General features: G+C 49.3%; 18 protein-coding genes. 7 read left to right on the forward strand and 11 right to left on the reverse strand.

Translation table 11 applies throughout. The annotated features are described in order from the left end of the window. Positions 1-113: 113 nt before the first annotated feature. The 4 genes from ACQSGY_RS22280 to ACQSGY_RS22295 form a co-directional block, all read right to left on the reverse strand. Complete coding sequence (locus tag ACQSGY_RS22280) at positions 114-314, reverse strand: copper ion binding protein (RefSeq protein WP_111269313.1); 201 nt, start codon at positions 312-314, stop codon at positions 114-116. Positions 315-381: 67 nt separating this feature from the next. Continuing rightward, complete coding sequence (locus ACQSGY_RS22285; protein WP_427180957.1) at positions 382-687, reverse strand: metal-sensitive transcriptional regulator; 306 nt, start codon at positions 685-687, stop codon at positions 382-384. A gap of 293 nt (positions 688-980) precedes the next feature. Next, a complete protein-coding gene (locus ACQSGY_RS22290) occupies positions 981-1,466 on the reverse strand; it encodes an N-acetyltransferase family protein (RefSeq protein ID WP_427180802.1) in 486 nt (161 codons plus the stop codon). Between the two features lie 109 nt (positions 1,467-1,575). Next, positions 1,576-1,764 (reverse strand): hypothetical protein, encoded by a 189-nt coding sequence (locus ACQSGY_RS22295; protein WP_111269315.1) that lies wholly within the window; start codon positions 1,762-1,764, stop codon positions 1,576-1,578. Between the two features lie 230 nt (positions 1,765-1,994). Here ACQSGY_RS22295 and ACQSGY_RS22300 point away from each other — a divergent pair, with 230 nt between their 5' ends. Beyond that, a complete protein-coding gene (locus ACQSGY_RS22300) occupies positions 1,995-2,870 on the forward strand; it encodes a hypothetical protein (RefSeq protein ID WP_427180804.1) in 876 nt (291 codons plus the stop codon). 94 nt (positions 2,871-2,964) lie between these two features. On the opposite strand, the gene ACQSGY_RS22305 is transcribed toward ACQSGY_RS22300, so the two are convergent. From ACQSGY_RS22305 to ACQSGY_RS22330, 6 genes are all read right to left on the reverse strand, one after another. After that, a complete protein-coding gene (locus tag ACQSGY_RS22305; RefSeq protein WP_427180806.1) occupies positions 2,965-3,756 on the reverse strand; it encodes a nucleoside phosphorylase in 792 nt (263 codons plus the stop codon). A 1-nt stretch (position 3,757) separates the two neighbouring features. Beyond that, the gene (locus tag ACQSGY_RS22310; protein ID WP_145405605.1) at positions 3,758-4,429 is read right to left on the reverse strand and encodes a sulfite oxidase-like oxidoreductase; all 672 of its coding nucleotides are present in this window, start codon (positions 4,427-4,429) and stop codon (positions 3,758-3,760) included. Positions 4,430-4,448: 19 nt separating this feature from the next. Continuing rightward, positions 4,449-5,372 carry an ABC transporter permease gene (locus ACQSGY_RS22315; protein WP_145405604.1) on the reverse strand — a complete coding sequence of 308 codons (924 nt, stop codon included), beginning with the start codon at positions 5,370-5,372 and terminating at the stop codon, positions 4,449-4,451. Beyond that, positions 5,356-6,423: an ABC transporter permease gene (locus ACQSGY_RS22320; RefSeq protein WP_111269319.1), complete on the reverse strand. Its 1,068-nt coding sequence runs from the start codon at positions 6,421-6,423 to the stop codon at positions 5,356-5,358. Before ACQSGY_RS22320 ends, ACQSGY_RS22315 begins: the two co-directional genes overlap by 17 nt. Continuing rightward, positions 6,420-7,919, reverse strand: coding sequence for an ABC transporter ATP-binding protein (locus tag ACQSGY_RS22325; RefSeq protein ID WP_427180809.1), 1,500 nt, complete (start codon positions 7,917-7,919; stop codon positions 6,420-6,422). Before ACQSGY_RS22325 ends, ACQSGY_RS22320 begins: the two co-directional genes overlap by 4 nt. 342 nt (positions 7,920-8,261) lie before the next feature. Next, on the reverse strand, positions 8,262-9,302 hold the full coding sequence (locus ACQSGY_RS22330; protein ID WP_427180811.1) for a BMP family lipoprotein: 1,041 nt from the start codon (positions 9,300-9,302) through the stop codon (positions 8,262-8,264). A 279-nt stretch (positions 9,303-9,581) separates the two neighbouring features. Here ACQSGY_RS22330 and ACQSGY_RS22335 point away from each other — a divergent pair, with 279 nt between their 5' ends. The 3 genes from ACQSGY_RS22335 (at position 9,582) to ACQSGY_RS22345 (ending at position 14,075) form a co-directional block, all read left to right on the forward strand. Further along, entirely contained in the window at positions 9,582-11,021 is a 1,440-nt protein-coding gene (locus ACQSGY_RS22335) for a hypothetical protein (RefSeq protein WP_427180812.1), read from the forward strand. Between the two features lie 242 nt (positions 11,022-11,263). Further along, positions 11,264-11,872: a DUF5317 domain-containing protein gene (locus tag ACQSGY_RS22340; protein WP_427180814.1), complete on the forward strand. Its 609-nt coding sequence runs from the start codon at positions 11,264-11,266 to the stop codon at positions 11,870-11,872. 370 nt (positions 11,873-12,242) lie between these two features. Further along, positions 12,243-14,075, forward strand: a complete 1,833-nt coding sequence (locus tag ACQSGY_RS22345) for a bifunctional diguanylate cyclase/phosphohydrolase (RefSeq protein WP_427180816.1) — start codon at positions 12,243-12,245, stop codon at positions 14,073-14,075. Between the two features lie 111 nt (positions 14,076-14,186). Here the strand turns inward: ACQSGY_RS22345 and ACQSGY_RS22350 are convergent, their stop codons facing one another. Then, on the reverse strand, positions 14,187-14,375 hold the full coding sequence (locus tag ACQSGY_RS22350; protein ID WP_111269325.1) for a hypothetical protein: 189 nt from the start codon (positions 14,373-14,375) through the stop codon (positions 14,187-14,189). A gap of 342 nt (positions 14,376-14,717) precedes the next feature. On the opposite strand from ACQSGY_RS22350, the gene ACQSGY_RS22355 reads away from it, so the two are divergent. The 3 genes from ACQSGY_RS22355 to ACQSGY_RS22365 all read left to right on the forward strand — a co-directional run bounded on the left by ACQSGY_RS22355 (position 14,718) and on the right by ACQSGY_RS22365 (position 18,217). After that, positions 14,718-15,548, forward strand: a complete 831-nt coding sequence (locus ACQSGY_RS22355; protein WP_427180818.1) for a sensor histidine kinase — start codon at positions 14,718-14,720, stop codon at positions 15,546-15,548. A 1-nt stretch (position 15,549) separates the two neighbouring features. Next, the gene (locus tag ACQSGY_RS22360; protein WP_427180820.1) at positions 15,550-16,206 is read left to right on the forward strand and encodes a response regulator; all 657 of its coding nucleotides are present in this window, start codon (positions 15,550-15,552) and stop codon (positions 16,204-16,206) included. Between the two features lie 295 nt (positions 16,207-16,501). After that, a complete protein-coding gene (locus tag ACQSGY_RS22365; RefSeq protein WP_427180821.1) occupies positions 16,502-18,217 on the forward strand; it encodes a copper resistance protein CopC in 1,716 nt (571 codons plus the stop codon). Positions 18,218-18,228: the final 11 nt, after the last annotated feature.

The following is an 18,228-nucleotide window of genomic DNA, read 5'->3' on the forward strand; positions in this document are numbered from 1 at the left end:
ATTTCAGACGGAAAATCAGGCTTAAACCGCCCTAAATTCATATGGCTTAAGCCTTTCACCGCTATAACAGCTATACATATTTATCTCATCTTAAAATGATCCTTTGGACCACCTTACACTACGTCATATCCCTGGTCTTCAATTGCAGCTTTGATCTGATCTACTGTAACGGTCTGCTCATTATATTCTACGGCTACCGTTCCGGCTGCCAGATCCACCTGACCACTTGCCCCAGCGCTTTTCACCGCTTCTTCAACGGACTTCACGCAGTGATTGCAAGACATTCCTTTGACATTCAACGTAACATTAGACATATTCTATTCCTCCTCGGATATATTTGTATTTGATTTCACAGCTTTATCAACTGGTATCACCTGCGGCTTACTTCATCAGCTTCCTGACAGTAACCAGCAATTCATCCACAACCTCGTGTTCACCAGCCTGGATACGTTCCACAATGCAGCTCTTCATATGCCCTTCCAGCAGAAGCTTGCCTACGGAATTCAGCGCAGACTGCGCTGCCGCGATCTGGGTTAACACATCATCACAATATGTGTCCTTCTCAATCAAACCTTTGATGCCGCGAATCTGGCCCTCGACCCGGTTCAAACGAGAGATCAGATTGCTCTTCATCTCCTGGGAATGGTGGCTTTGACGAACAGGCTTGCCGTTCTGATCAAGATTCACCGCGTGGCATGTATCAGCTGCTTGCTGCTCAGACTGCTGTACTGAACCCGCCTGATCATTGGAGGCTGAAATTCCGCCTTCATGTGCATTTGTCTGCACTGGTGCATCTGCTTGCATAACTTTGGCAGAACCCTCCCCAGCATTAAATACAGGCTCTTCGGGATGGCTTTGATGTTCCATCATAACACCCCTTTTCATTCATTCTTTCCTCAGCATAACATACCCCCATGGGGTATTCAAGAGTTTTCTATTCTTTTAAAAAATGAATGTTCTGTGTATGTATCATCATGTATCTACAACTCATATTCCATTCTGCTGCTGCGCACCTTCAGCCCCATCTGTTCATAGAAACTCTGCGCATGTGAGTTAAACGTGGACACGGTTAACTCCAGGTGGTCTGCCTGCAGCTCTCGGCCCAGATCCAGCATCGTTTGCATCAAGCGTTTACCCGTGCCATACCCCCTATGGGTAGAATCCACCACCAGTTCATGAACGTAGAGCATCTTGCGATCGGTAAAAAGGGGATGCTCCCGAATTACGCTCAGCTGTGCGCTGCTGAATCCGATCAACTGCTTTGTTTCCACATGCTCCGCGACATAACAATAGCGGTGCTCCATAACAAGCCAATCCGCATATTCCTGCTCCCCCAGCCTGGTCTGCAAAGGCTTGTATATGTCCGGCCTTGCCTGCACATGCATCTCATGCAGATCATCCAGCAGCCTTGACACTCCGGCATAATCCGCCAATTGCGCACTTCGAATCCGTACTGCATTATCCATTTTCCTCTTCTCCACCCTTCCAATGACGTTTTTACAACATTATACAAGGATGAAAAAGCAGATACCACACCGGGGTACCTGCTCTGTCGATCTGTTATTCGAATAGGCCTTATTTTTTGGAAGACGTCTGGTTCCCTTCATTAAAAGCAACCGGTGACGGCTTGGCTGCCCAATCATCTGCCTGCGGCTCAATATCCACACCGTTCAAAATTTTCTTTTTCTCCATCAAGGAATCTCCATCTTCGTCCAGCTTGTTGCGAATCGCTGCTTCATCCTGAGGTTGATTGTTCTGTGTCATCGGGTGAGTCCTCCTTTTGCAATTTCATGTTGGATTCTGTTCCTGTATATAATTACCCAATGATTTCAATATCATTCGAAATACGCCAAAATGTACCCGCCATTCTCCACGTTCAGCAGAGCAAAATTTTAACTTTTTTTTGATGTAATTGATGTGATATGTCACAAAAGCCCTGCCTATAAGTGTTATATAGATGGATAGACAAATTATTATACTTGGAGGTATTTATCGTGAAGCCAATCTACAAAGTATTCAGTACCATGGCGTTAGCAGGAATCATCGGCACAATATCCATCGTTCCATTCTCTCCTTCGGCAAGCGCTGCAAAAACAAAAGCTGAAGCAGCCACCACCGTTACCACACCAGCAGCATCCAGCAAAACAACCGAAGCCCCGGCAGCAATTATTAAAAAAGTAGAACAAACGCTCAAAAAGCTGACTCAAAAAACGTACAAGCTGGATAAAGGCAGTTATCTCGACGGCCTCGGTTGGGATTTCAATGTCCTTGGCACACCTTTCCCAAGCCAACTGCTGGTTGATCTGAAAGGCAATATTCACTCCGGATTCATTCAGGAGAATGAAATTTCCTATTTTTTTGACAACAACAAACTCAGCTACACCCAAGTGGACGTATCGATCAAGGATGTAGCCAAAGAGGACATTGAAGCAGCCGAAGAGGTGTTTGGCAAGCTCGATTTACCTGTGGATGAGTTAAACGGTGTAGTGCTGCAACACAAAGGGAACAAAGAAATTTACGAGTTTATGTATACAAATGAAAAATTCGGCACCTGGATCGGGGTAGATAAATCCTCGCATCAGGTCGTTGCTGTGAATGCAATTGGCCTCAGAGATGATATTTTTAACAAGGGGCAGGAGGTCGTAGATGAGTATCATCGAAAAATGAAGGCCATCACCGCCAGACAATTACAGGAGACAGGTGTGGCACAGGCAGAGCTGCTGCTCGGCATTGATCTGAATGGCCATATGGTGGAAAAGAAAGCTTTCCCTTCGGATGTTGCCATTTTCACCAAAGAAGGCGCTCCTACCGTGGAAGGCAACTTCAATTCCGATGGTGTCTTCTATTCCATCCGTATCGTATACAACTAACAAACATCTCTACTCGTAAAAGGTACAAAATAAAAATAGCGTCCCTTCCGGTTCATAACCGTAGGGACGCTACTCAGCATGCTCTGCTCTATTATTATTGTTGCGCCTGATCCTGACGAGCAAGCGCAGCGAGCGCACGAAGCGCAGCTTCGATCTCATGCTCTACGGCCTTGGCAACCGCATCTGTATGCGGATCATACTCGGCAGCAAGATCACTGTCTGCGAAGCCGTCAATCGCCACGATCGCTCCAGCCCGCGCGCCGCGCAAGGTGCTTACGATGTAGAGCGCTGCAATCTCCATCTCGGCAGCGATCGCTCCAGCCTGCTTGTACTTGCGATGTGGAATGTCCTCCACACCTGTAAAGAATGCATCCAGCGTAACCGTAATGCCTGTGCCAACCTTGGGTACATGAGCATCCACGGAAGAAGCCTCGTCCTCCGAAGCGACTTTCTCGCTGCCCACTTCACGAGCTGCCGCAACCAGTGCACTGGTCACGTCGATATTTGCAACTGCAGGGAACCCGTCTGGTACAAGCTGACGGGTCAGCCCGTCCGAGCGGACCGCTGCCGTGCTGACAATTACGCTGCCTGCCGGATAATCGGTAGTATATGAACCTGCTGTGCCTACACGAATCAGCGTTGTCACCCCGGCACGAATCAGTTCCTCGAAGCAGACGGCTGCCCCCGGTGATCCTACACCATGACTGACAACAGCAAGCTGAGCACCTTCATACGTTCCGACAAATGTACGATATTCGCGACTGAATGCCAGCTCTCTGGCATCCTCAAGCTTGCGGGAGATCTTCTCTGCCCGGGCAGGATCACCACACACAATGGCATAAGCCGGCATATCTTCCGAATGAATCTGCAATATCGGCATCAACATGTTAATCAAACTCCTTCTTCGTCCACTCATCCTCAGGAATCGGCAGATCCTCGCCTGAGAAGCGCTGCTCCTTAAACGGGTCGGCAAAATGGTGGAAGCCATTGCTTTCCCAGAAGCCGTTGCGATCCTCTGTCATAAATTCCAGGCCACGCACCCACTTTGCACTTTTCCAGAAGTAGAGCTGCGGCACAACCAGTCTCAGCGGGAAGCCGTGTTTGGGCGTGAGCGGCTCACCGTTATATTTGAACGCAAGCAGCACATCATCATGCATCAGCTCTTCCAGCGGTACATTGGTCTCGTAATCATGATCAGCATGGATCATGACATACTTTGCTTCCGGTTTAACCCCAAGCAGCTTCACAAATTCAGAGAACCGGATACCTTCCCACGGTGTATCAAACTTTGACCAGCGTGTAACGCAGTGAATATCACTGACCGTGTTCACCTGCGGCATCGCCTGAAGCTCCGCCAGAGAAAAGACCTTCTCTTCTTGCACTTCGCCAAAAACCTTCAAGTCCCATGTGGACAGGTCATATTCCGGCACTTCCCCTTCATGCAGAATCGGGAATTTCTCCGTCAGCACCTGGCCCGGCGGCAGCCGATCTCCGTAATCGACGCCTGCTTTCGGCGGGGGTGTTTTCGTTTTTTTCAAACGTTCAGCCTTGTTATGCATATGTTGTGATTCCTCCTTGTTAACGCGAGCTTCCGCCAGCTTTCAATGCATCCTGCGCATACGTCCGGTCTTTGAAAAAGAACATTGCAACCAAGGTTACAATATACGGCAGCATCATCGTGAAATGAGTTGGCAGGGAGAAACCCTGCAGACGAATACTAAGTGCTTCCATGAATCCGAACAGCACACTGGACCCCATCACGCCGAGCGGATTGGCTTGTCCCAGCATCGTAGCAACCAGAGCGATAAAGCCGCGGCCTGCAGTCATGCCTTCCGTAAACATCGTTACCTGACCGAGTGACAACTGTGCTCCGGCGAGTGCACACAGCACACCGCACATCAGAACCGCGCCATATTGAATGCCACGCACCTTGATGCCGATGCTCTGTGCTGCGATCGGATTCTCACCCACGGAACGCAGGCGGAAGCCAGATACACTTTTAAACAGATAGAACTGCAGCGCAATGACAATAATGATGCCGAGATAAACGAGCGGGCTGTGACCTGAGAACACCGTACCCACCCAAGGAATATCCTTGATCAGCGGAATGTCCCATTTCGGCAGTCCCACCATATTCTTGTCGTAGTATGCACCTTTTACATCAAAGATCGCCCGCAGGGCAAACGTCGTGAGTCCCGCCGCCAGGAAGTTCAGCGATATACCGACCACAATGGCGTTGGCCTTCAAGTTAATACTTATAAACGCGAAGAGCGCCGAGAACAACATCACAATGACAATGGAGAACAGTACTGCCAGCAGTACGTTGCCAAACAGATAGTTACCAACAATAGCAGAGAACGCACCAATCAGCACAAGTCCCTCCAGACCCACGTTGAACAGACCGACACGCGAGCATAAAGCCCCGCCAAGCGCTGCCAGCAGAATCGGCGTCATGATGCGCAAGGTTGAGCCAAACATGGCTGCATCAAACAGTTGTTGCATTGGACTTTTTCTCCTTTCTCCGCTTCAGGAAGGAATAACCGATCTGTGCTGATACAAATAACGTCAAGACAGCCTGAATGACGCTACCAACCTCCAGCGGTACATCCGTGTTCCGCTCCATACCCATCGCACCAGTCTGCAGTGCTGCCAGCAGAATCGCGGCAAGAGCCGTGCCGAGTGGGTGAGACCGAGCGAGCAGCGTAGCCATAATCCCGCTCCATGCATAGCTGGCCGAGGATAACGAGCCGTCCAGAAAACGGTACTGTGTACCGAGCACTTCTCCGGCTCCTGCCAGACCCGCGAGACCACCGCTGATGACCATCGACAGCATCATCATGCGAATACGGCGCACACCGCCATATGCCGCAAAGGACGGATTGCTGCCCAGCATACGAATCTCATAACCGGTCACTGTTTTGTGTGTAAACCAGTAGATCAGAATCGCTGCTGCAACCGCGATAATAAAACCGGCATGCAGTCCCATGCCCTGAAACAGCTTCGGCAGCCAGATGCTCTGATCGATCATCGGTGTCTGTGCCATCGCTGCCGAGCCTGTCCGGTCTTTAAATGGATACGAAACCATGTACCCGCCAAAATAAGTTGCGATATAGTTAAGCAGCAATGTCGTAATTAACAGATTCATCCCGAAGCGAGCATCCAGCCAGCCTGCAAAAAGAGACCACACACCGCCAGCGATAATTCCCGCCAGGATGGCAGCAATACAGACGAACCAGCCCGGCCCTGGCAGATAAAGTGCCGTGAGTGCCGCACTGAGTCCGCCCAGAATCATCTGACCTTCCGCACCCATATTGAAAAATCCGGCACGGAATGCCAGCGCTACACCAAGACCGGCCAGAATAATCGGCGTTGCACGAGCCAGTGTATTCGTGAAGAAGTAGAAGTTGCCGAAGGCTCCCTTCCACATCTCTGCATACGTATCTATAACGTTGCCGCCCACGACCAGAATAGCAATCGCCCCGGCGAGCAAGCCAATGAGTACGGCAAGCAGCGGCTGTACAAGTCCGCGAAGTGTTTCTTTTACCCGATTCATACCCGCTCTTTCCCTCCTGCCATCAGCAAGCTGATCTGTTCTTCTGTCGCTTCCGCTGCCGCGAGTTCTCCGGCAATCTCACCCTCGTACATCACAATAATGCGATCCGACAATTGCAAAATTTCGGACAACTCGGATGAAATGAGCAGAATACCCGCCCCTTCATTACGTTTGCGCAGCAATTCGGCATGAATCGTTTCCATCGCGCCGATATCCACTCCGCGTGTCGGTTCAGCTGCAATTAAAAACGGGGTATCCTGAGCGAATTCACGTGCTGCAATCAGCTTCTGTAAATTACCGCCCGACAGAAATTGCGCCTTCGTCTCCGCAGAGCCTGTCTTGATGCTGAACTGTTTAATCCAGCTCTCCACCAGAAGTTTGGCCGCTTTGGCCTTGATGATGCCCCGTCTCTGCAGACGGTGATGGTGACCCATCAGTCCGTTCTCCTTCACGCTGGCATCCTTTGCTGCTCCCCACATGTATCTGTCCTCAGGAATATGGGCAAGTCCCTGCTCCCGAATTTTGCGAACCGGCCAATTTGTCGTATCTTGTCCCGATAAGAGCACACGCCCGCTATCCGGCTTACGAAGCCCTGCAATCACCTGAATCAATTCAGATTGGCCATTGCCCGAGATACCAGCAATCCCAACTACTTCACCTTTTCGAACATGCATATGAACATCCTTGAGTGCTGACCGATCCTTTGCCCCTGACAGCTGAACACCCTCCACCTGAAGCACAGCTTCACCCGGAACAGACGGCTGCTTGTCCATACGTACCAGTTCACGTCCTACCATCAGACGGGACAGTTCCTCCACATTGGTATCCTGAGCCTGCAATGTACCAGTAACTTGACCATCCCGCAGCACGGTAATCCGGTCTGCCACATCCATAACCTCTTGCAGCTTGTGTGTAATGAGCACAAAGGTTTTGCCCAGCTTCGCCAAAGACTTCATATTGGCCAGCAGCTCTTTCACTTCCAGCGGTGTAAGCACTGCAGAAGGCTCGTCCAGTATAATGATGTCTGCACCCTGATGCAGCACCTTGAGAATCTCCACGCGCTGCTGCATACCCAGCGGGCATTCAGCTACTTTTTTCCATGGATCAACTGGCATGCCATATTGTCTGCCTAATTCGTCAACCTGAGCAGCAGCTTTTTTCCGATCAAATACCCCTGCTGCCGCGGGCTCTCGCCCAATTACAATATTCTCGGCTACCGTAAAGGATGGAAACAGCATGAAATGCTGATGCACCATTCCGATCCCGCTGGCCATCGCCTGCGATGGTGTTGCAAAGCTAACCTCGCGTCCACGAACCTTGATCGTGCCTGATGTGGGCTGCTCCATCCCGTACAGCATACGCATCAAGGTTGTTTTGCCCGCTCCGTTCTCCCCGACAAGCGCATGAATCTCTCCCTCGCGCAGATTAAAGTGGATCTCCCGGTTCGCCGTGAAGCTGCCATATTTCTTCGTAATCTGCTCCATCTCCAACAGCATATCTTGCGTTCGCTCCTCTCGGTTGATATCAGTTCAACGTGAAATGGTTACACTGGGCACTCCGATGACAGAACAACCTTTCGATCGCTGTTATCCCCGGATTTTTTAGAACTCCATTTATATAGGAGAAAATCCGGGGTTAAGCGTATGCTTCCGATGCAGCTTTCTTGCAGAAAGCTTTCAGGCGAACGCTTCGCTTCTTTAGGTTTTTTCTGTCCTCTCCGTTATCGTGTAAACGTTAAGTTCAACATATATGGTCACTGTAAACAGTAGCAAAACCGGCTGCCTGGTTGGGCAGCCGGCTATAAACTTCTTTTTCACCCATGAAGGGACAATTATAAACTACTGTTGCAGTGGATCTTTCACTACAATTTTACCGGATACGATGTCATCTTTGATCGCTTTTACTTTGTCGATAACCTCTTGTCCAACAAAAGCATTCAGCGGAGACTGACTGTCACGTGTAACGTATGTCAGGCCTACACCGTCTTCTTTCAGGCCGTAGTTCACTGCACCTGCTTTGAATTTACCTTCTGCAAAGTCCTTCACCGTCTCATAAGCAACCGTATCGGTTGATTTCAACTGGGAAAGCACGATATGCTCCGGATCCTCCACTGTACGATCTGTATCTTGACCCGAAGTGTAGAAGCCTTTTTCTTTGGCAGCCTCGAACACGCCGAGGTCGCCTACAGCAGATGCACCCGCAATGAAGTCAGCCCCTTTACCGAATTGCACCAGCGCCAGCTCTTTAGCTTTGGCCGGGTCATTGAATCCACCCACATAGTTCACCAGGAATTCTGCTTTTGGATTAACCGATTCCAGACCCGCTCTGAAACCTTCTGTATATTTTTTGATCAATGGCACGTCCATTGCGGCAATCATGCCCACTTTATCTGTTTTGGTAGAAAGTCCAGCTGCAGCACCCAACAGATACGCGCCTTCATACTCACGGAAACCAACGCTGCGAACGTTAGGCAGATCAACCGTTGTATCTACAATCGCAAACGACTTGTTCGGATTCTCGGCAGCAACCTTTTTCAGTGCATCTTCTGCCTGGAATGTTGCCGTAATGATCAGATCATAGTTCTCGGCAACAGCTGCGCGAAGATTTTGCTCGAATGCAGCAGGGTCAGTGGATTCAATCGTTTTGGTATCGACATTGAACTCCTTGCCTGCTTTTTTGAAGCCTTCATCCATTTGTACAAAGAAAGGGTTGACCCCGATTTTTTCAGGAAGTACAAGTGCCATGCGCAGGGATTTTTCAGAATCTCCGCCTTGAGCGGATTGAGCGGATTGTTCGTCTTTAGAAGCCGAATTCCCACAAGCAGCCAGCAAAATAGCAAGCATTACAATTGATAAGACGAACGATAAACCTCTTTTCATTTTCGAAAATTCCCCTTTTCAACATTCTTTTTTTATATCCTAGCGGATAATGTCGATCCTTGTCAATACAACTTTCAGCGTTTACACTCATATGGAACATCGTCGTAAAATGTGGGTTTCCAGCCTCTGGAAGCCTTGCCGTGAATGGCTTTTTTTTCGTTGACATCTGGCGCGACTCCGTGCTAAAGTCAATCCAATTATTATATTTCTGATAGGATTTGTCAGAATTATGGCATATTCCTCTATTCTATTCAACTCATTTTTAAGGAGGCCTTTCATTTGAAAAAGTTCACGCAAATTACGCTGGCAGCCCTGCTGGCAGCTCCGGTAACACTCGGCAGCCTCAGCTTTAGTCTGCCTGCTTCTGCTGCCACAGCAACTCCGGTTCCGGCTGCACCTAAGGCTACCCTGACTGTACAAACACCAGCAGCCAAACCAGCCGCTGTCTACACCGAAAGCGCAGCAGATTTTGCTCAATTCCTGCAAGCCAAATATGGCATTCAGTTGCCAAAGCAAACGACCAAAGGTGACTTTATTCAAGCGATTGCTGCCATTACAGAAGCAAGCAGCACAGCCGACACTTCAGATAAGGAGGCCGCACAGGCACCTGCCTTTAGCGATCTTAAATCGGGTGATGCAGCCTACGATGCAGCTGTTGCCCTGTTCCATAACGGAGTTTTGACCGGAACCGAGGTGCATGCCCAGGATCAACTGAGCATTTACACAGCAGTGTTCCTTGCCGTAAAAGCAGCGGGATTTAAAGAACTCGCATATACTTATCCTGCTGACAAAACAGCCAAAGCACTTGCAAAGGCTGGCATCAAGCCTAACCGTTTGCAAGGACAAGCCGGGCAGGAACTAGCTGCAGCAATTGATACAGGACTGGTTCCGGAGAGCTTGTATCCCGCTCTTGTTAAGGGCGGCGCTGCAAGCAAGGATGCAGCGAACATTCTGCTTGGACGTGTGCTGATAAGCCAAGGTAAATATAAAAATGAAATTGGACGCTCCAATGATGCAGATATCTACTCCAAGTTGTATGCTGCATATCGCACAGCAGATCTGATTGAAGCTCCCGAGCTGAGAAAGATTGTGGATCAGGCGCTCCGCGAGGATCTGGTTACAGGGTACAACCTCAAAGACAGCCGCTTCGACTCCAATTTTATTGATGAGCTGACGTTGACATATGGTCATGACAGCATCAACCATGCCGTGCAGCTGATCGGACTGCTTCGCAGTGAAGGCATTGACGCGGATGTGCAGTTCCAACCGAAAACCTCTGCCTTCATTTATTTGAAAGAATGGGGCGAGCCCAAAGAAACACCGGACTACAAAGTTACGCAGATCGAAAATGGCAACTACATTGCCTACGCGAAGGAATATGATATTCAGTTCGAGTTCAATAACACAGCAGACAAAGCCCGTTTTAACGACATCGTACTGAACTACGCCAAAAAGAACAGCAACAGCACCTCGCCGCTGATTATCAACTCCTGGTGGCAGCCGCTGTATTATTCACCAACGGCACTGGCGAACTTCCCGGTGATTACCAATAACAAAATTACGCTTGGACATTATTATGCTCAATCCTTCTCACTGAAAGAAAATGCCAAAGCGATTCAGGACGGCTTCCGCAAGCTGGCCCCTGAAGCAAAGATCACCTCATATAACTTCTGGGTGGATCAGCCTTTCTTCAATTATTTGAATGGTGGCTCTGAATAACCAGCTTTCATATTTTTATGTCTGAACTGCTCTGTTTATAGCAAAAAACAAGAACCGTGCTTACCGAATTGCATTCAGGTTTCGACCTATGTTTTCGGGAGCACGGTTTTTGTATATGGTTTTACAAAATTCTTTCTCAAAATCAGATGATCAATGCAGGAATTGCCAAAAACAGGTCGAATTTCTTAGGTACACAAACACGCAATCATCGTTGCGCATCTCCGCAAGAACAGGAGTTAATCATGGTATATGACGGTATTCTGATCGGCTTGATTGTTGGTCTGTTCAGAGGAGGTGTCCGATATGGACTCCACCAGTTTGCTACACTCCGGCTGCGCAGCGGCTGGATCTTCCCTCTGCTGCTGCTCTTTCAATTTGGCATTTTCTATCTTCAGGAACGATGGAGCTGGGTCGCATCGATTAATGGTTATCTGTTTGCTGCTGTATATGTCACCGGTCTTGTTTTTCTGTGGCTTAACCGACATCATCGGGGGTTTACGCTAATCTGGATCGGGGTGTTTCTCAATTTCCTCGTGATGGCTGTCAATGGAGGCCGAATGCCTGTATCTGTGGAAGCTTCCGCAGTGCTTGGTCCCTATTATGTCGATCTGCTTCGGGAAGGTGGAGCTGTATCCAAACATTACATGATGGACGCCTCGACTCACCTGGCATTTCTCGGTGATATCATTCCGCTGTCCAATCCGTATCCACGAACACAGGTCATCAGCATCGGTGATGTTGTGATGAATGTGGGTATATTCCTGTTCATCCAATACATGATGGTGGATCGGGGCACGAAAGCGGTGCCATCCGCAAAGACAGAAACATCAGAAACATACCAACCTCAATGAGCATCAGACTGACCAGACAGACTCCAAGGAAGGGAGGTCTTTCCATGAAGAAATTTGAGGGTATTAAATATTCCCGCATTGTGATCAACGCCATTATCGTAGCTTCTGTCGTTGTGGCATTAACTTCGGGATACAAGCTTGGCGGCTAGGTTCTACTGCCAACCAGACAAACAGGCTGCGAGCGGCCTGTTTTTTCTTGCTGGATTTTCGGGAGCGATCTTGTTATGTTAAACAACGTATAGTATAAACCTGTACAACAATAATCAATATAAATGCAACGAGTCACTCATACGTATACGAGACGTTGTGCTGCAGCGTTCATTTATACCTAACATCACGAGATGACTAAACCCAAGCAGGAGATTTTTTTATGAACTTTATTCGTAACCTTATCCGCAAAACAGATCGAAGCAAAATGTATGTTTTTTTGCTCAGCTGTACCGGGATTGGCGTTTTTATCTATACGAACCAGTGGTCCTATTTCCACCTGACTACAGCCGAATGGGTCATGGTCTATACTATGCTGGGAGCTGCGCTCATCCTCGACTATTTTACATTCCAGATTCCCCCGAAGGGCAATCAGCAATCCATGGATTCCTCAGTGTATCTTGCCTGTATATTTATGTTCGGCGGGGCCTTCAGTCTCTCGGTGCTGCTGCCAATCTCCATCATACTGTTAATCAAGGACCGCAAGCTCGCATGGTGGAAGCATGTTGTCAACTTCAGTATTTACAGTCTCATGATTACGGGAGCTTCCGCCGTGTTTGAGTGGACAGGCGGACAAACCGGAGCTATTGACGGGTATAACCTGCTCCCTTATTTTGCGGCCCTGGCAGCTTATTTTATGATTAATACCATCACACTGGGATTGTTCTTTCTTTTTTCAACCAAGGATGCATTGCAGCAGATGAAACGGGTATTTGTGACCGAATCCCTTCTGGTGTATCTGTGTACGCTTATTCTGGCGCTGGTGCTTACCATTCTGGTCGTGCATAACGGCATGCTCGGTCTGCTTTTATACTTGAGTCTCGGCATTCTGTTATCCCACGCCTTCAAACAGCTGTTCATCATGTACCAGTCCATTGAAGAAAAGGCAAATTCGGATCAGCGAACAGGTCTGTTTAATCATAGTTATTTCGAAAACATGCTGGAGATCGAGCTGAATACAGCACGCACACAGGGAACACCGCTTTGTCTCGGACTGCTGGATATTGATGATTTCAAAAAATACAACGATCAGTTTGGTCACCTTCAGGGTGACAGCCTGCTGGCCTTGCTCGGAGATTTTCTGCTTCGCAAAACAGCGGGTACTCCCGTTACCGCTTTTCGCTATGGAGGCGAGGAGTTCACCCTCCTGATGCCAGGCATGGATCTCGATGAGTCCTACCGATTCATGAATAAGCTGCGCAAGCAGCTGAATGATACGCCATTTGAAGGAGTCGAGGTGCTGCCACATGGCTGTCTCTCCTTCTCCGGGGGAGTTGCCGCATATCAAGTGGATATGTATAACAAGTCTCAATTGGTGGATCAAGCCGACAAAGCGCTCTACTATGCCAAAAAGCAGGGCAAAAACAACGTGCATCGCCATGGAAGCAATGACGGCATGGAGCACGAGATCGATCTGGTTCAGGACGTCCGTGACATCGAGCAGCAGCTTAACCTGTTTCAATATAAAGACATGGATACGTTCAAACATTCCAAGAGGGTCTACAAGTACGCGCTGGATATTAGCGAGGTGCTCAAGCTGGACAATGCAGAGAAGCGGCGTTTTGTGCTCGGGGCCTTGATTCATGATATCGGGAAGCTGGAGATTCCGTGGTCAATTCTGAACAAAAAGGAAAAGCTGACCTCAGAAGAATGGGATACGATTAAAGGCCATGTGACCTGGGGCAAAAAAATGGTGATGACGAACGATCGCTTCGCCGATCTGATTCCGTATATCGAACTGCATCATGAGCGCTACGATGGTCAAGGATATCCTTATGGCCTGAAAGGGCAAGAGATTCCGAAGCTGTGCCGGATGCTGACCGTCATTGATTCCTTTGATGCCATGACAACCGAGCGTCCATATCAGGAGACGAAAAATATAGAAGAAGCCATTGAGGAGCTTCGTGCCTGCTCTGGCACACAATTTGACCCGGAGCTTGCGGAATTGTTTATCGGTTATATCGAGAAACGTACCGCTCATCAGCGATCACCGTAGACACCCGGCTCCGAAACGTCAAAGCGCTATCCCATGCATACAGGGATAGCGCCATTTTCATTTTCATCGTGAAGTTAATCTCATATCAGATGCACTGAATGCATGCTGGATTCAGTCCTGTGATGTTTCTTCGCTGCTCATCGTATTGAGTTCATGTGAGGTCTGATGCAGCTCTTTGATCATCTGCTGCAAAAACATGTTGTCCTGGCGACTGATCCCGTGCTGATTGTCTTGAATAAGCATCTGGTGAATGTTTTTCTTGAGCAATTCACTGCGGCGTTCCAATACTTCTTGACTCATGTTGTTGCGTCACTCCTTAACATGTTTTGTAATGATTTCTCGTTCTATATAAGTATAGAGGAGCTTCCTTCATAGCGAAAACGGGCAGAGCCCTCCTGAGAAGAGCACATGTAGCCTCACCTAGCGTGACAACATTTCACCCTGTGTCATTCTTAGATATGCTTCTATATGCTCCGTGATCCTGCCCGCTTTCCTGACAATGGCCTGGACTAGGGTCTTGGACAAGGTTGCGTTATAATGATCCCATTACCCTCATTCCATGAATAACTTGACGTCCTGTATGGAAAAGTTACAGCCAGCTGCAGTATGATGTATCCAGCCCTTAAAAGGAGTTATGTATATATGTCCTACAAACAGATTAAATGGATGATCCTGCTGATCCCCACGATCACTGTGGGATTATGGGAGTACATTCGCCACCAGTTTCTGATGCCTTATCTGTCGATGGATGCCGGGAACTGGCTGACACCTGTCATCGTTTACCTGGTTAGTGTGACGCTGCTGAGCCGTTTGTTCCGCATGCTGGAAAGTGCAAGGGCCGCTCTGGAGCAGGAAAGAGCATCCAAGACTGCTCTTGCAGCCCGTGATCAGTTGGCGCGCGAACTGCATGATGGCATCTCACAATCCTTGTTCCTGCTCTCTGTCAAAGCCGACAAGGCAGGACGGAGCCTTAGCGGCACAAGTCACGAGCAGGAAATCCGCGAGATTCAGAAAACGGTACACGAAGTCAATACATATGTAAGACAGGCTATTGCTCAGTTACGTTATGTACCTTCCCCCATCGCTGATCCTGACGCAATTGCCCTGCAAGCACAGGTTGAATCCATCGTCAGCGATACTGTTCCTGAAGCAGACGTGCAATGGCATTGGACTGAGATTTCTCTCTCCGCCAAGGAACAAGTAGAGCTGCTCGCCTGTATTCGGGAAGCACTTCTGAACGTTCGCAAGCATGCCAAGGCTACCAAAGTGCTAGTTCACGCAGAAGGCAGCCTCTCTGACTGGTTTGTTCACATACAAGACAATGGCATTGGTCTTCAGGGAGACCCGATGCTGCTCAAGGACCGCTACGGCCTGCGAATTACGAAGGAGCGAGCCGAGCAGATGGGCTGGATATTCCGGCTGGAATCCAGGCCCGGTGATACGCGAATGATCATTGGAAAGGGGCGCACATAATATGGCACTGGTTCGTGTACTTGTCGTGGACGATCACGCGCATGCACGTGAAGCGATCTGCAGCATTTTATCCGAGGATAGCCTGTTTGAGGTCATTGGCACCGCGAGGAACGGACAAGAGGCACTGGAGCTGACAGAGCAATGGATGCCGGATCTTATCCTTATGGATGTGCAGATGCCTGATATGGATGGACTGGAGGCAACCAGACAAATCAAGCTTCGTTTCCCGTACGTTATCATTGTGATGGTGACCGTATCGGATGATGTCACTTATCTCTTTGAAGCATTGAAGCAAGGCGCTCAAGGTTATCTGCGCAAAAATCTGTCTCCCTCCACCTGGCTGGAATACCTGCGGGCGATTGTCAGTGACGATGCTCCGCTCAGCAAGGAGCTGGCATATCGCATTTTGCAGGAGTTTCCGCCCCCTCGTCATGAGGAAGTACAGGAAAGCCCGTTAACCGCGCGTGAGTTGGAGATTTTACAGTGGGTATCAGCCGGGTATACCAATCGCGAAATTGCCGAGCAGTTAGGCATCTCCGATCAGACCGTGAAAAACCATTTGAAGAACATTCTGCAAAAGCTACAGCTCGAGAACCGGGTCCAGCTTACCCGTTATGCGCTGGAGAGCGGGCTTGCCGGACGCAAGCCACGTAAGTAAGATAGCTCCGAATCGTCCGGACGCCTGAATGACACGAACAACGAAATATGAACACACGAACAATGGATGATAACATGCGTTCAGCAGGTTATGCTGTGCGCTATGTAATAGCGCAAGCAGCAGCACACATGTCATTTCATGCATTTGTCACAATTATGCGGAAAACCATGATTTTTTATAGCCCAATGTAGTCATACGCCTTCATTTTGGACAAAGTTATAATGGTATAGATTGTGCGCGAATGAACAATCATGGGAATAATCTGTAAATCTATAACCTGAGGGTGATGATTTTTTTGAATACTAAGAGCTTGACCCTGCGATGGAACAAGCGTCATTGGGTACTGCTCACCAGCCTGTTGCTGGTGCTCTGCCTTGTGATGCCGCAATGGGCCTCTGCTCATGCTTACGTGGTAAAGGCGTCGCCGGAAGAAAATGAACTGCTCGTCACCGCACCCCAGCGCTTGACGCTGGAGTTTAATGAATCACTGCAGACCGCCTTTTATAATATTAAAATTACCAGCCCGGACGGTAATCAGGCGGACGACGGCAATGTACAGATCGACCCGCAGCGCCCGCATATTCTGGAAACCGGTCTACGCTCCGGGCTAGGCGATGGCACCTACACTGTCAGCTGGAAAGCGGTATCTGCCGATGGCCACCCGATCTCTGGAGTGTATGTGTTCCATATCGGCGAACCATCCGGTTCACCTGCGGGTCTGAAGGACCTTGCATCCGGTTCGGGTGCAACTGGCGGACCCCTGAAATGGATCGTTTCGTTTACGGACTGGATTCAATATCTTGGACTATCCGTTATGCTGGGCATTCTGGCCTTTCTACTGCTGCGAATTGCCCCCGCATCGCTGCAGCGAGAACCGATGGATGTGCCAGGCAGTTACAAGCTGCTGTGGATCAGCTATAGTGCTGCATCCTTCGCCGCACTGGTAAGCCTTCCACTGAACACGCTGTACGAGTCTGGTGTCGATCTGAATCAATTCAGCTGGGCTCTGATGGGCAGCGCACTGAAGCTCACATCCTTCGGGCAGATCTGGATGCTGCAGATGCTGATCGCCCTGCTGATCGCCGTAACGCTTTTATCCGGCTACGATCTGGACCGAACCATCCGTGTGCGCATCTGGTCCTCATACGGAACACTGCTGCTTGTACTGGGCTGGCTGCTCACACACGCCATGACAGGACATCCTGCAGCTGCGGAGCAGCGTGTGCTTGCAGTGACTATGAACTTCGTACATCTGGTGGCCGCTGCATTCTGGATCGGGGCTCTCACCGCCATGGCTGTATGCTTGCCGCTGCTTACAAATCGGCTTCCTGCCAAAGTACGTGGCGAGATTTACTGGGTTACTCTGCGCAGATTTATGGCTTGGGGAATGGGTGCCGTCGCCGTTCTGGTCGCTACCGGCATCTATGGCAGTCTGGTCATCCTGCCTGCACCAGTGCTAACCTCTCTCTTTACGACTGCCTATGGTCTCGTACTGATTGGCAAAATCGCGCTGCTTGTGGTGATGCTTGTATTTGCATGGTATCATACCAAACGGGCAAGAGCAGCCACGGGATCACGTTTATTCCGCAGCCTCAAGGTCGAACTTGCTGCAGGTGCCATTATACTTGCACTGGCTGCAATCCTGACACATCTCTCTCCAGGCCAGCCAGCGTCAGCCGGACCTTATCAAGGAACAGAGACAACAGAAGATGGCTCGGTAATTACACTTCAGATCAGCCCAAACGTGACGGGAGAGAACCAGTTTGAAGTCAGCATCAAGAGAGCAGACGGCAGTGTAGTCAAGGACCTTGAACAGGTCACATTGTCCCTGACACATCTTGATATGGATATGGGCATCTACGAGATCACCATTCCTAAAAATGATACCGGCATCTACAAGGCAGATGACTACATCTCCATGCCAGGTAACTGGAGCATTAAAGTGCATGCGTTGACACGATCGCTCGATGCGCTCGATGCCGAGTTCAGCATCAAAGCAGCGAAGCCATAAGTTCTGCCTTC

Origin of the sequence: Paenibacillus sp. TC-CSREp1, assembly GCF_050171015.1 — a bacterium.
In the GTDB taxonomy this organism is placed as follows: domain Bacteria; phylum Bacillota; class Bacilli; order Paenibacillales; family Paenibacillaceae; genus Paenibacillus; species Paenibacillus silvae.

Excerpts from the sequence above, each read along its gene's own strand:
- ACQSGY_RS22280 (WP_111269313.1), bottom strand. The coding sequence starts at position 314 with ATGTCTAATGTTACGTTGAATGTCAAAGGAATGTCTTGCAATCACTGC.
- ACQSGY_RS22290 (WP_427180802.1), bottom strand. The coding sequence starts at position 1,466 with ATGGATAATGCAGTACGGATTCGAAGTGCGCAATTGGCGGATTATGCC.
- ACQSGY_RS22295 (WP_111269315.1), bottom strand. The coding sequence starts at position 1,764 with ATGACACAGAACAATCAACCTCAGGATGAAGCAGCGATTCGCAACAAG.
- ACQSGY_RS22305 (WP_427180806.1), bottom strand. The coding sequence starts at position 3,756 with ATGTTGATGCCGATATTGCAGATTCATTCGGAAGATATGCCGGCTTAT.
- ACQSGY_RS22310 (WP_145405605.1), bottom strand. The coding sequence starts at position 4,429 with ATGCATAACAAGGCTGAACGTTTGAAAAAAACGAAAACACCCCCGCCG.
- ACQSGY_RS22315 (WP_145405604.1), bottom strand. The coding sequence starts at position 5,372 with ATGCAACAACTGTTTGATGCAGCCATGTTTGGCTCAACCTTGCGCATC.
- ACQSGY_RS22320 (WP_111269319.1), bottom strand. The coding sequence starts at position 6,423 with ATGAATCGGGTAAAAGAAACACTTCGCGGACTTGTACAGCCGCTGCTT.
- ACQSGY_RS22325 (WP_427180809.1), bottom strand. The coding sequence starts at position 7,919 with ATGCTGTTGGAGATGGAGCAGATTACGAAGAAATATGGCAGCTTCACG.
- ACQSGY_RS22330 (WP_427180811.1), bottom strand. The coding sequence starts at position 9,302 with ATGAAAAGAGGTTTATCGTTCGTCTTATCAATTGTAATGCTTGCTATT.
- ACQSGY_RS22340 (WP_427180814.1), top strand. The coding sequence starts at position 11,264 with ATGGTATATGACGGTATTCTGATCGGCTTGATTGTTGGTCTGTTCAGA.
- ACQSGY_RS22345 (WP_427180816.1), top strand. The coding sequence starts at position 12,243 with ATGAACTTTATTCGTAACCTTATCCGCAAAACAGATCGAAGCAAAATG.
- ACQSGY_RS22350 (WP_111269325.1), bottom strand. The coding sequence starts at position 14,375 with ATGAGTCAAGAAGTATTGGAACGCCGCAGTGAATTGCTCAAGAAAAAC.
- ACQSGY_RS22355 (WP_427180818.1), top strand. The coding sequence starts at position 14,718 with ATGTCCTACAAACAGATTAAATGGATGATCCTGCTGATCCCCACGATC.
- ACQSGY_RS22360 (WP_427180820.1), top strand. The coding sequence starts at position 15,550 with ATGGCACTGGTTCGTGTACTTGTCGTGGACGATCACGCGCATGCACGT.